The following is a 14,285-nucleotide window of genomic DNA, read 5'->3' on the forward strand; positions in this document are numbered from 1 at the left end:
CAGAGATCTATTAACAACCACGACCGCGACCTCGAATACCTTGTAAGCGTTGGCAAGGCACTCGCTCGGGATCGACACGACCGAAATCCAACTGCCTAAATTCACGAAAGCCGGCAAATGAAGCTGCACCTCTAAATGCATCTACAACACCATTGTCTAAAAAGTCGGTAGGCAAAATACGACTAACTCTACGACGCACATCACCAGGCCCATTTGCATTCCACGAACCGACTAACATGGCATTATTAGTAGTCGCCATTAAAGGCGTATTACTCCCACCTAAAGCTGCATCAAATTCCGCTGTATAATGGCGATCTTTATGGAACTGCATACTAATGCGAGAGTTGTAAAAGCCGTTGCGATCAAAGTCGAAAACGCCACTGGCGACATTATTAACGGCACTACTGAATGTTCCCGGTGCACGACTATCAGCAATGGCTAGGGTATTGGGTTCAGCACCGCGTCGATTAGGGGTTTCAATAATTGGGGCTCTGGGCCCATTAGTTAAATCCCAGTTATAAAGGTTGCGATCATATTGGATAGTATTAGCTGCAACGCGTCTACGATCCTGCACAGAATCAAGAGGCCGATTTTGCTCAGCAAATATTCTTTGATTTATTTCTCGGCTGATATCAATATCAGATTTACGATTATATCTACTATCACTCTGATGCCAAACTGTTCGCTCCCACGTTGCATATCTAGCCGCTTCATGGGATTTGTGCTTAGCATCCCCAAGACGTGCTAGATAGTTGATTCCAAGCGCAGCTGGAATAACAAAAAATGTTGCAGCAACGATAAAACCTACCATTCCTTGGCCACGCTGTGACATATAAAAATTAGGTATTTTGCTCATATCCGTACTCCTAATTAACTAAATTAGCTAGTTTTACAGAACACCTGCTGCTCCCTGAATAAGACGTTTTCTGGTCTCACTCATTGGCGATAATCTGGCTTGCCAATAGGGGTTATACAAGTTGCCATACTCACGCGCTCGATCGCTTCTTCGATAACCGTTAGTACCGGGTCCATTGTCATTGATTCTTGCGAAATAGGGCTCTGCTTCTGCCATAGCCGCCATGCGGCTTCTTGCCATATTGGCGGCGCCATCAACATCCAAATTACCCTGGTTATAATTTAATGCTCGCGCATCACGTACAGAGTTTTGTGGCTTAGTCAGCAGAATGGAAATTCCAGGTGCTTTTTGAATTAAACCGTCGTAGTGCAGATCAAAATAACTGCGCAAACCGTTATAACCACCGCGCCCCAATTGGATTTCTCGTGCACCGTTAAACTCTACATGCGCAATTCCAGAGGCAACTGGGTTCTGCCCTCTATCCCAACTGTCACCAACCGCAGGACGGCGCATATTATGACGATGCCTAAAACTAATGTTTTCTTGTCGGCGAGACGCTTTTGCAGCCCCCCAACCTATGGGAATAGTTTCTCGCCAACGACACCAACGAGTTCCGAAAGTACCACAACCTCGTGTACGGGTATGCCAAGACATCGTATCCATCGCAATCCAGCTGCCATAGCGATGACGAGAATTTTCCCCTGTTAAATCTGTACCGCCGGCTCTTCTCATAGCAAATTGAACAACAAGTAAATTTAGGCTAAACCAACGATAGGTTCTGCGAGAACTAAAACCATCGCGGGACTCCATCGTAATCTCGCGAAATTCTTCTACTCGATCAAAATGTTCACGGTAACGCTCAGTAAAGCGTCTCTCCGACCTTACTGTTTCTGGTCTAAAACGGCGGCTAAACCGGTTATGCTTGCGTGCGTAGTCTGCAAACAAGGCGGCATTTGAAAAGCTTAGTCCTGTTTGAATACTTGGGTCATTTGCACGCGAAACTTCTCTTACCGTATCTGCTGCTACTGCGACTGTTGCCACATGCATGGCTTGTTGCGAAGAAGTTAAAGCTGTAATAAGTACATCTATACCGGTAACAATGGCCGGAGAAATTCGCTCGACAATTCTTTCAAATGCTTGAACTACACGATCAATAGCTCGTGTAACGACGTTAGCATAGGGAATCCATGACGTGACTAAAGATAAATTCTGAGCAGTGGTTCCCAACCATCTTGTCCAAGAAACCAGGCCTATAGTTTGAGCAATAGCAACTTGATTAGCGACCATAGCTCTATTGGTGTAAGACTTAAAATTGAGGTCGCGAGCTTCTATCGTAGCGACACTATATGCCACAGCATCTGCAGTATTCTGTAAGCGCGTTTTTTCGTTCGAAAGATTAAATGTGTTATAGACATAGGCAGCCCCCATGGACAAGGGAACCAATAAAGCAATTATGTAAACTAAAGCCTGTCCTTTACTCTTAGCTATGTTAAATGCTTTCACCGAATACAACTCCTCAAAATGAAGGAAAAAAATGTTGTATAGAAAATCAATACACTTATATTTTTAGTAATAATATAAAGAGGTTCAAACGAACCTCTTTGAGAATAGAAAACTTAGTTGTTGCCAGTGTAGTTGCTCAAGTTTCTAACAGCTTTTGCATCAGTCTCAGCAGCAGTCGCAGATTTAGCAGCTTTCTGTTGTGCGTTAGCACCGTTCTGGCCAGATAATTCCATCGCCATACCAGCAACCTGGTTACGCGCGGTATCACCGAATAGACGGAATACGGCAATCGCAGCAATTGCAATCAGAGCCACGATAATTATATATTCAGTCATACCTTGACCGAGACTCTTTTTCTTTTTAACTAAATTATTTTTCATGTCTAAATCATTAACTTTAACTTCGTTTTTCATAACACGAACCCTTAAATTTACCGAATGTTTTATTAGTTATTAACAAATTTCCGTGTAATTACTTGCATTAGCCGACCACGGCATCAACTAAATTCTTTCGTTTAAAAATAACGTGTTTAACATTCAATATGAGCTGCACTTTTTAAAGGCACAAAGAGGCACCTACCAATAACTCAGTATTTTTAAATCGTTAAACAACACAATTGAAATAGCCTTTCTGCTTTTACACAAAACGACTTAAGTTAAATAAATATTGATAAATACTAAATGCAAGGGAACTATGTATTTGTCTTTCAGGTATAAGGAAATACATACTTAATAAAAACACACTTGCTGTGTCAATTTCCCGTCACGAAAAGCATGCTACTCCGTTTTCCTGACATGAATAACTATTTTTTATCAGCATCGTTGACTTGTATCAAACAATGAGAACAGCATCACAAAAAACGAAGTTATTTTGTCTGATTTTTAATCAAAAATAATTTTTTGACGTTAATAATAGTAAAAAGCGGTTAAATTCTTATAAAAAAATAGATAAAAGCGATTTGTCAAATTTTTTTTAGCAACAAAAAACTTGCTTTTTTTAACTAAAAAAATGTTACAACATGTCAAAATGGTCAGCTTTTTGTGTGGCGTTTAAATAATTAAGAAAAGATCTTTATGAAAGAAAATAAATATAAAAGTCAATTACACTTTTTAGTAAAAAAGTAGAAAAAATAAGGCTTGAGATATTTTAAGGAGACAGAAAAAGGAAATCTAAGAGATAATTTTTATAATAAAAAATAGTTGTTTTTAACGTTAAAAAAGAAAAAATATTAGTGAAAAATTAGAGCTATTAAGGTGTCCCAATAAAATCATTTTATTTTTTAGATATTTTTGAAAGAAAAATGTCATATATAAAAAAACAAAATAAAAATAAATTAATTAACATATATTTTGCAATTTAAAATTTCTTACATGTAAAATTTTAAAATATCTAAAAATAATATCTGCTTTTTTAAATGTTTGTCATTACGTTTATATTTTGAGTTTTAAATTTAACGAAAACTTAACAAGAATTTTAGTTTCATTAGAAACGTATCTAGTATGTAGTAGTCAGCAACATGGTAATAAGGTTCCTCAAAAATTAATGAAAAAAAAAGGCTGCCTATGGCAGCCTTTTTTATCGCAGTGAAACAGTGTCAATTACGCAATAATTTTTGCTACAACACCTGCACCTACAGTACGACCACCTTCACGAATCGCAAAACGCAAACCTTCGTCCATCGCAATTGGGCAGATCAACGTCACTGTCATTTGAATGTTATCACCTGGCATCACCATCTCAACGCCTTCTGGTAATTCACAAGCACCGGTTACGTCCGTGGTACGGAAGTAAAACTGGGGACGGTAGCCTTTAAAGAAAGGCGTATGACGACCACCTTCATCTTTGGACAAGACGTATACTTCACCTTCGAAAGTCGTGTGAGGCGTAATAGAACCTACATGCGCCAATACTTGACCACGCTCTACTTCTTCACGCTTAGTACCACGCAACAGAACACCCACGTTCTCACCTGCACGGCCTTCGTCAAGTAACTTACGGAACATTTCAACACCGGTGACAGTCGTCTTTGTCGTCTCTTTAACACCGACAATTTCAACTTCTTCACCTACTTTAACAATACCGCGCTCAACACGACCTGTCACAACCGTTCCACGACCTTGGATCGAGAACACGTCTTCGATAGGCATAATGAAAGCACCGTCGATCGCACGCTCTGGCTCAGGAATGTATTCATCCAACGTCTCAACCAACTTCTTAACCGCTGATGTACCCAATTCGTTGTCGTCTTGACCGTTCAACGCCATCAAAGCAGAACCCGCAATAATGGGCGTGTCGTCTCCTGGGAATTCATACTCAGAAAGAAGATCACGTAATTCCATTTCAACCAATTCCAACATCTCTGCGTATTCTTCTGAGTCTACACCGCCACAGTCTTCTGCTAGAAGGTCTGCTTTGTTCAAGAACACCACAATGTAAGGTACACCTACCTGACGAGACAACAAGATGTGCTCACGTGTTTGTGGCATAGGGCCATCCGTAGAACCACACACTAAGATCGCACCGTCCATTTGAGCAGCACCAGTGATCATGTTTTTCACGTAGTCCGCGTGTCCTGGACAGTCAACGTGGGCGTAGTGACGCGTAGGCGAGTCATACTCAACATGAGACGTCGCGATGGTGATACCGCGCTCACGCTCTTCCGGTGCATTATCGATACCATCAAAAGCAACGGCGTCACCGCCCCATACTTCCGCACATACGCGCGTTAAGGCTGCTGTTAATGTTGTTTTACCGTGGTCAACGTGACCTATCGTGCCTACGTTTACATGCGGTTTATTTCTTTCAAATTTTTCTTTAGCCACTGCCGGATTCCTCAATATACATTCAGCAACGAGTTAATAGGTTCTGACCATGGATAGCAAAGCTGGATAAAGCTATATGTATACAAGGTCATTGGGAACGCAATCTTAAACCTGATTACGGAAGAGTCAACGGCAATAGGAGCAAAATTCAAACAAATCATGAAATATCCCCGATTCAAATACTAGATTATCTCAGTAGCTATTGCATATATAAGAAGCAGTCATGTTGAAATAGCTAAAAAACACCCTTTTAGTCTAAAAAAAGCGCGATCCAATAATTGGGCTTTAACCATTAAATGTGTGTCATTTGAGGAAAATAAGCCCCGTTCAACGTCTAAATGAGCAATATTGACCCAATAATTGTGGTCGAAGAGGCCTTATTACATTTTTCCTAGCAAGTTCACGCAAAATTTGTTCAAAATTCTTGCAAAACTCCTGTATACTGCCGCCCAAAATTTTACGCTGGCATACGAGAGATACAATGACAGATCTATCTTTGTACCGAAATATCGGTATTTTCGCGCATGTTGATGCGGGTAAAACTACCACTACTGAAAGAATCCTTAAACTTACGGGGAAAATCCATAAAACTGGTGAAGTACACGATGGTGCTGCCACCACTGACTTTATGGAACAAGAACAAGAACGCGGCATTACTATCCAGTCTGCGGCGACAACTTGTTTCTGGAAAGATCATCGCCTCAATATTATCGATACTCCAGGACACGTTGACTTCACTGTTGAAGTATATCGTTCTCTAAAAGTATTGGATGGTGGTGTTGGTGTTTTCTGTGGTTCCGGTGGTGTAGAACCACAATCGGAAACTAACTGGCGCTACGCTAACGAGTCTGAAGTTGCACGTATTATTTTCGTTAACAAGCTCGACAGAATCGGTGCTGACTTTTTGCGCGTTGTTGGCCAAGTAGAGAAAGTGCTAGCCGCTAACCCATTAGTTATGACACTACCTATTGGCCGCGAAGACGACTTCAAAGGCGTAGTTGATATTTTACATAAGAAAGCTTATGTATGGGATGATTCTGGCCTTCCTGAAAACTATGAAGAAGTTGCTATTCCAGAAGATATGGCCGACATGGTTGAAGAATATCATGAGAAGCTCGTTGAGACAGCGGTTGAGCAAGACGACGACCTGATGATGGCTTATATGGAAGGTGAAGAACCAACTATTGAGCAGCTTAAAGCGTGTATTCGCAAAGGTACAATTTCATTGGCCTTCTTCCCTACCTTCTGTGGTTCTGCCTTTAAAAATAAAGGCATTCAGTTGGTATTGGATGCTGTTGTTGATTATTTGCCAAACCCAACAGAAGTTGATCCACAGCCGCTTACCGATGAAGAAGGTAACGAGACTGGCGAAGTTGCTAAAGTTGATGTGGACGAGCCTCTACGCGCCCTGGCCTTCAAAATTATGGATGACCGTTTTGGTGCATTAACCTTTATCCGCATTTACTCTGGTAAATTAGAAAAAGGGATGACTGTACTTAACTCATTTACCGGTAAGACAGAACGTATTGGCCGCATGGTGGAAATGCACGCCGACGATCGTAACGAACTGAGCTCAGCACAAGCAGGTGACATTATTGCTGTTGTGGGTATGAAGAACGTTCAAACAGGTCATACATTATGTGATCCTAAAGAGCCTTGTACTCTAGAGCCTATGGTATTCCCCGATCCAGTAATCTCTATTGCAGTAACACCTAAAGATAAGGGTGGCGCAGAGAAGATGGGTGTTGCTATCGGTAAAATGGTAGCTGAGGATCCATCTTTCCGCGTTGAGTCTGACGAGGAAACTGGCGACACCATCCTGAAAGGTATGGGTGAGCTTCACTTAGACATTAAAGTCGATATCCTTAAGCGTACTTATGGTGTTGAACTAGAAGTGGGTCAACCTCAAGTGGCTTATCGTGAGACGATTACTAAGCCGATTGAAGACAGTTACACTCATAAAAAGCAATCTGGTGGTTCTGGCCAGTTTGGTAAAATTGATTACCGCATTAAACCAGGTGAGCCTGGCTCAGGCTTTGCTTTCAGCTCAACTGTTGTTGGTGGTAACGTTCCTAAGGAATTCTTCCCTGCTATTGAAAAAGGCTTTAATGGCATGATGGAAGAAGGCCCACTTGCAGGCTATCCTGTGCTAGATGTTGAGATTGAGCTGTACGATGGTGCTTACCACGCAGTTGACTCCTCGGCAGTTGCTTTTGAAATTGCAGCAAAAGGTGCCTTCCGTCAATCCATGCCTAAAGCTGGTCCTCAATTAATCGAGCCAATTATGCATGTTGATGTGTTCACTCCAGAAGATCACGTAGGTGACGTTATAGGTGATTTGAACCGCCGTCGTGGTATGATCAAAGATCAGGAAGCAGGCCCTACAGGTGTAAGAATCAAAGCAGATGCGCCACTTTCAGAAATGTTTGGCTACATCGGTCATTTGCGTACTATGACTTCTGGTCGTGGTCAGTTCTCTATGGAGTTCTCTCACTATATGCCTTGCCCTGCGCAAGTTGCTGAAGAAGTTATTGCAGCTGCTAAAGAGAAAAAAGAAAATAAGTAAGTATTATCTATTATGTTAATACTAAAAGCCCTCGCTGAATTCATTCAGCAAGGGCTTTTTTTTGTGTATATACTTCGACTTTAAAATTGCAGTTAGGCAACTAATTCCTGAGAAATAAATTGCTTAATAACGTTAGACCAGCGATATCCCTCTGTATTGACCTCAGGCAAGCTAGAAGATGCCGACATCTTGCGAACGAGGTCAATGGCCTGTTGTAAGTTATTGTAAAAGTAAGCTCTTTTGTACAACTTAAAAACTTGATTACAGGGAACATCGGGTAAAATCACTATTTTCTTCATCGCAATAGCCTCCAAAGTGGTAGTACAAAGTACTTCAGACTGAGAAGGGTTAAAGAATATTTTATAGCTTTTTAGTGACTTCGAAGGCTCGGCTGTTTCACCTCTGTGTGTAATGTTACCGGTAAATTTATCAGCGTAGGTATCAAAAAACTTCCCCCAGAGATCAAATTTCACATCTGGTAGAGCATTTGCCACATCAATAAAACTATCAATACTTTTCTCTTTAATAATCTTACCGATGAAGTAAACGTCCGACATATTTTCAACTGAGTCTTCATGGAAAAATTCATCTCCCACGCCATGCAAACATTGATAGCTTATACCTCTGTAAAAATCTATTGCCGGCGACAATGCCACTAGACGATGAGCATTGCGTTTTAAAATAGCATAGTGCAAAACCCCATAGATATTCTTAATCATAAATTTATACAAAAAATCAGGTAGGAAACGAAAATACTTTCGCCAATAATAAGGGTAATTAGTGTGGATGACCCCCATGATTCTTAAATCTGGCCTAGCCCTTAGGAATTTAGCAAATGGCTTATTAATAAGTAGATGATCTATTTCTTCTAATATTAAATAGTTATTAACAGGAACTTTATCCAAAAACTTTTCACTTGGGACTATGCCATACCAAGGGATATAGGCTCCATCATAAAAAATGATATCCATCCTACTATAATTATGTTCATCTAAATAGCTGTTAATATAATCTAGCTGCTCTTTTTGAGAGTTAAATTGAACACTATATATTTTTTTTTGATCTTCTAGACTCAACCAAGGAACCATTAGTTTGACGCAAATATTATTCTTAGACAACTCCGAGGCTTTTATCATAGGATTGATAGATGTTCCTGTGAACCAAGGCAAACAAGCTGTCGTAATAATAGTGACATCTCTCATAATATCTTATCTCTGAAATTAACAATATAAAAAGAAATATTTACCAAATAAGTTTTGACAAACGATACTCAGGTTGAAAATTTAGCTGTGAGAAATCCTGATCAAAAGCATCATTATCAATCATTAAAGAAGTTATCCCATACTTATATGCACCCAGTATATCGGTGTTCAAACCGTCACCAATAGCGAGACAATTATCCTTTGCGGGATTACCCAACATATCAAAAAGGTATTCATAGATTAATGTGTGAGGTTTACCAACATAAAAAACCTTACCTCCAAGGCTTTGGTAATATTCAGCAACATGACCAGCACAATAATATGTATCACCATTTTTTTTTGCTATATAAATATCTGGATTAACACATAACATTTTTCTATCTTTATTAACTGCTTCCATCAAAATATCATGGTAGTCAAAAGCACACTTATCAACTAAAGGTAAACCTGTTGCTAATATAAAGTCACAGTCATAAATTTCTGATGTCCTTTTATAATGTGTATCTTCGAGTAGTCCTATATGTTCATCACCACCAAAATAAAAATATTTTCCAGCCTTAATAGAAATAAGACGATGTAGCTGCTTATCACGAGCTAAAATATTAAGTAGCTCCCCTGATGTTAAAATGGTAGACGTTATATTCTCGGGAAGACCACATCGAAAAAGTTTCATTAAGGTAGCATGCGCTCTCCCTGGAGTGTTGCTTAAAAAAACAATTCTCTTATCTTTTAGTCTTGAAAGACAATCTATAGCCTCTTCAAAAAGAACATCTCCATCGTAAATGACTCCCCAAAGATCCACTATAAAAACGTCAAAATTATCAGCAATATTTGAAAGTTTCTCTATTACCTTTGTCATATTAAAGTACTATTTCACTACTTAGCCGTCGATACTGCTGTTCTTTAAACTCCTTAAAACCAGGTATTATATTGCATATTCTCTCCCAGTTTGGGTTTTCAGATTTGTTGAATCTGCTGGCTGAATCAACCGTGGATGTCGTTATTTCCGGATCACAATGGTAGACTTTAATATCTGAAGAATAACAAGCGCGAGAATCAAATTTCGTTATATAGCGAAATGCAAAATCGATATCTTCATATCCCCAGTAGCCATCAAATCTTTCGTCAAAACCACCTATAGATAATGCTTTATCTTTTTGAAAAACAGTATTACAGCCTAGGAAGTAAGACCAGGGATGAGGAATATTTGGCAGCTTATCCATTGCTGGTAAACGCCTGTCTTTAGCTAAGCCATAGTTAGAAGGGCTTCCAATTTTAGGTAAAGATTCAATCTCACTATGACTACTAACAACCATATCTTCGCTTACAAGGTTTTGTTGAATAAAACATCTCTCACCAGTGAAAATAGCATTATCATGACCAACAGAAGAGACCGCTTCTTTCAATTTTTGTATATAGTCCGGGCATAACAGGCAATCAGAGTCCAGAGTTATAACCCAGGGATATTGAGCTAAATTCAAACCTAAGTTTCTTGCTTTAGCAAGAGCGTAGGTACTATCGAGTTTTGGTTGTTTAAGCAGATATAAAGGGATTTTATCAAAATATTTATAATAAGCTTCTTCTATCACACCACTATCAGAATTGTTATCAATAAGAAGCACCTCAAAATCAATATTGCTAGATTTTTGAGAGATAAAACTTGACAGAACTTTTTTTAGTAAAGGAGTTTGATTGAAACAAGGAATGATGAAGGAGAACATTTATTTCCCCTCACACAACATATTGTGTGACATCGCTTCGTTGAATTCCGTATCATTCATTTTTTTTACTAAAATGCGATCTGCAAGTTCCTTAATAGCTGAACGGCTTTCCATCTCGGGCAAACCTAGCTTTTCAAGAAATATTTTTCCTTGCTCCACTAACATACCAACTCCGCTGTGCACATAAGATGCCTTCTTAACTTTAGCCCATTTTGAAAATACCGTATCCCCTGCTTTGTAAACTACGTCATAGCATAGGCAATCGCTCTTCAATCTATCAGGCAAGCCTTGCGGCAAGTCTTCTCTGAGGCTCGCTGAAGTTGCATTAACAATACAATCAAAATGCATCTTTTTAGCTTCAGCTTCTTCTATGATCGATATTTTATCTTGGTTAGAGAAGCTTGACGCTAAGTTTTTTGCTCTATCAGTACTGCGATTACAAATAAAAACATGCTCAATAGAAGTATGCAATAAAGATGAAAGAATACCCTTTGCCGCGCCACCTGCACCTAATAACAAACAGGTTTTATTTTTGAAGTCATAACCTATGTTTTCCTGGCAATCGTGCACCATACCCCGACCATCGGTGTTATCACCACAAATTAAACCTGTATCAGTTAATGTTAAACAGTTAACGGATTTTGCTTTGGCCGCGTGTTCGGTAAGTACATCACACATCTCATAAGCCTTTTCCTTAAAAGGGACGGTTATCACTAAACCATCCTTAGGCGTCTCGCATTTAAGATATTTATTAACTTCATCATAAAAGTGCACTTCTTCAGTATGAACTCGTTCTACAACAACATTTTTTTTAACTTGTTGACCGAGAAATTGATAAATTTCTGGCAACTTAGAGTGAGAAACAGGATTACCGATAAGAGCTAGCTGCATATATGCCTCCTAAGATATTATTGATTTGCTAACGTTAAATTTCTTAACCACCTTTTACTTAAAAATCTAAGGCCAAATATAAAGACTTTTACAAATTCTTCTAAATAGGAAAATAAAACAACAATAAAAAGCGAATACCCAGATATAGCGACAAAATACATTGTTGGAATACCGATTAGCCACATACCAACAAAATCGCCAATCATACAAAACTTATTATCTCCACCAGAATGCAAAATACCGAAACCAAGTGTCATATTTAACACCCTCACCCATACTAGCAGACTAACTATAGAAAATATGGAAGGCACAACATTAGAAAAATTAAGGCCATCTGGATATATGCTTTCTAACAAAATGCTCTGAAAAACATAAAGTAATACGCCAATAAAAATAGCGCCAAAACATGCACAAAAAATAAATTTAAATGCATAGTCATAAGCTTGTTTAAAGTTACTTGCGCCAAGATGATTTCCTACCATAATATTACATGCTGAAGAGAGGCCAAAAAACAAGGCAATTAGCATGCTTTCTATAGGTAAGAAAAAACTAACTATCGCGAGAGCTTCAGTACCTAAAATCCCGTATATAAGATGGTATGTTAAGTTTCCAGCCGCCCACAACCCAAAGCTAGCAGCCATTGGCAATGCGACTTTTAAAAAACCACCCCAATGAGGGTAATTTATAATACTTAAAAAGTCCTTAAGTTTCGGCAAACAAAAGTGTTGTACCAAATTCAGGTAATAGAGAATGACAAAAGCATGAAACATACGTGCTAGTAAAGTAGCAATAGCTGCTCCTTCGACCCCTAGTGGGGCGATACCCATGCCACCGTTAATAAGCCAATAATTTAAGATAATATTTAGAAAGATAGATAATGCACTAAAAACAAGAGGCAATTTCACCTGATGATTTGCTCTCATAGTATTTTCTATAGCAGCTATAAAACTTAGAAAAAAAAGTGACGGCAACGTAAACCTTAAGTAATTAGAAATATGACTAACTAAAGTAACATCATCAAATAAGAAAGATAGGATATCCGAGCTGTTAAAAATTAGAAACGTACACGAAGGAAACAGAAAGCCCCAACTTAATAAAAGCCCCATTACCACTATCTTACTAAGCTTTTCATACTTCTTAGCACCTATATACTGTGATGACAAAATGCCAACAGCCCCCACCAAACCGAGAATTATGACGCTAAAAAATAATTGTATGCGGTTACCCAAACCTACACCAGCTATCGCTTCATTACTTAAATGACCAATCATCAAAATATCGACCACACTAAGTAGAGTGATCATGATTTGCTGCAGAGAAATTGGCCAAGCAATAGAAAAAAATTTTCTGAAAAAAAACATACGAGCTCAAATAAAGTATTGGCAGTTATAATAAAGGAAGAACGGAATGGATTTTAATTATACTACAAACAAAAATAATAAAAATTTATTATGTTTGTTAACACATGAAGTGTCTAAATTCTACTTACTTATTCCGACGTTTTTATCAACCACTGTGGCATATAGCAGATCTTAATTATGAAATTAACAAAAAAATAAAAACGTATTTTTTTTAAATTATAGACCGATATGAGTATAGACATACTATAAATTTTTGGTACGTAGTATAAGAATTATCATCATTGCCATGAGTTGGCAATTAAACTTATCCACCTCAACATACGGCACTACATTCATTGTTATTTTTTGAATTAGTTAACCAATAATGGCATTTATTTTTTAATTTAAAAAATATTTTAATCAGTTTTAAAAGTTACCACACATAATAATAGTTAAACTTTTTGTTAAATATAATTAATTTATTTATTTTTGATCGGCATTTTTTATAAACTAGTAAATATATTTTTCCGCATACCCTACCACTTGTAAACGTCTTCAACTTTTTGATTGCCAACCTTACATCAACAATTACCTCTTTCAAGGCAACAAAAGTCATCTCCTAATTGCTGCTATCTCTGTTACAACAAGTAAAATATTATTTCCCTGTTTCAGTTGACGCCTCTATTGTTTCAGACAGATCAATTTCATATATAGAAGTTTATTTAATTTCATTTTTGTTAGAGGTTATTAGAGTCGTATTTACTAATAGGCATTTGATTTGATAATGATGGTTGATGCGCCTTCTTTAGACAAAGTTCATCAGATCCTATTACGACTTCAAAGCCTTTTTATTGCTAGGTCTTCCATTTCCATCTCTATATTAATAGTTAATTTTGGTTTATAAATCTCAGAATTTTTCAAAGTCCACACGCACACTATAGTGTTTGTGTAAGGTGACCTCATCCGATTTAGCCGAATCAATGGCCACTGGGAAGTCAATTAGCATAATATATTCTCTCAACAATAAATCGATAACTTCCCTCTATGCTTTGCATCCCAAACTACTCTTAGCTCAATGGCTGATAAGAAAGTATGACTTATATCAGACTAATTTTTCATACATTATCTTGTTGTACTAACACTGAGAAATTCTGATTTTTAGAAATATTAAAGGTTACCTTATCATCATGAGTATTAAACAAAGATGTGATTGGTTAATAGGGTTTGTACGCTGCTTGTAGCGGCTTGCAGGATTTTAAGCCTCGATCACTCCATTGGCTGACAAACCAACAAAATTTAGCTGTTCTTCATTCAATGAGGGGGTATTAGGGCTATTTTTACCATGTCGTTTTCTTACTTTACGTTAAAGCATTCTAGTAGTTCA

The 14,285-nt window shown here is 38.1% G+C and carries 10 protein-coding genes; 1 reads left to right on the forward strand and 9 read right to left on the reverse strand.

Annotated elements, in window-relative coordinates; genetic code table 11:
- Positions 1-10: 10 nt before the first annotated feature.
- From BVC89_RS21645 to tuf, 4 genes are all read right to left on the reverse strand, one after another.
- Complete coding sequence (locus BVC89_RS21645) at positions 11-856, reverse strand: hypothetical protein (RefSeq protein ID WP_086933205.1); 846 nt, start codon at positions 854-856, stop codon at positions 11-13.
- Positions 857-889: 33 nt separating this feature from the next.
- Entirely contained in the window at positions 890-2,359 is a 1,470-nt protein-coding gene (locus BVC89_RS21650; protein WP_086933206.1) for a Tad domain-containing protein, read from the reverse strand.
- 113 nt (positions 2,360-2,472) lie between these two features.
- On the reverse strand, positions 2,473-2,772 hold the full coding sequence (locus BVC89_RS21655; RefSeq protein ID WP_245929183.1) for a pilus assembly protein: 300 nt from the start codon (positions 2,770-2,772) through the stop codon (positions 2,473-2,475).
- Positions 2,773-3,957: 1,185 nt separating this feature from the next.
- Positions 3,958-5,181 (reverse strand): elongation factor Tu, encoded by a 1,224-nt coding sequence (gene tuf, locus BVC89_RS21660; protein WP_086933207.1) that lies wholly within the window; start codon positions 5,179-5,181, stop codon positions 3,958-3,960.
- 481 nt (positions 5,182-5,662) lie between these two features.
- Here tuf and fusA point away from each other — a divergent pair, with 481 nt between their 5' ends.
- On the forward strand, positions 5,663-7,747 hold the full coding sequence (gene fusA, locus BVC89_RS21665) for an elongation factor G (protein ID WP_086933208.1): 2,085 nt from the start codon (positions 5,663-5,665) through the stop codon (positions 7,745-7,747).
- A 92-nt stretch (positions 7,748-7,839) separates the two neighbouring features.
- On the opposite strand, the gene BVC89_RS21670 is transcribed toward fusA, so the two are convergent.
- From BVC89_RS21670 to BVC89_RS21690, 5 genes are read right to left on the reverse strand one after another with little or no spacing between them, the layout of a single operon-like run.
- Positions 7,840-8,949 (reverse strand): glycosyltransferase, encoded by a 1,110-nt coding sequence (locus BVC89_RS21670; protein ID WP_086933209.1) that lies wholly within the window; start codon positions 8,947-8,949, stop codon positions 7,840-7,842.
- A 40-nt stretch (positions 8,950-8,989) separates the two neighbouring features.
- Positions 8,990-9,808, reverse strand: coding sequence for a TIGR01459 family HAD-type hydrolase (locus tag BVC89_RS21675; RefSeq protein WP_086933210.1), 819 nt, complete (start codon positions 9,806-9,808; stop codon positions 8,990-8,992).
- 1 nt (position 9,809) lies between these two features.
- A complete protein-coding gene (locus BVC89_RS21680) occupies positions 9,810-10,670 on the reverse strand; it encodes a glycosyltransferase family 2 protein (RefSeq protein ID WP_086933211.1) in 861 nt (286 codons plus the stop codon).
- Positions 10,671-11,561, reverse strand: a complete 891-nt coding sequence (gene aroE / locus BVC89_RS21685) for a shikimate dehydrogenase (protein WP_086933212.1) — start codon at positions 11,559-11,561, stop codon at positions 10,671-10,673.
- Positions 11,562-11,578: 17 nt separating this feature from the next.
- A complete protein-coding gene (locus BVC89_RS21690) occupies positions 11,579-12,922 on the reverse strand; it encodes an MATE family efflux transporter (protein WP_086933213.1) in 1,344 nt (447 codons plus the stop codon).
- Positions 12,923-14,285: the final 1,363 nt, after the last annotated feature.

The sequence above is a fragment of the Agarilytica rhodophyticola genome, from assembly GCF_002157225.2.
GTDB lineage: Bacteria > Pseudomonadota > Gammaproteobacteria > Pseudomonadales > Cellvibrionaceae > Agarilytica > Agarilytica rhodophyticola.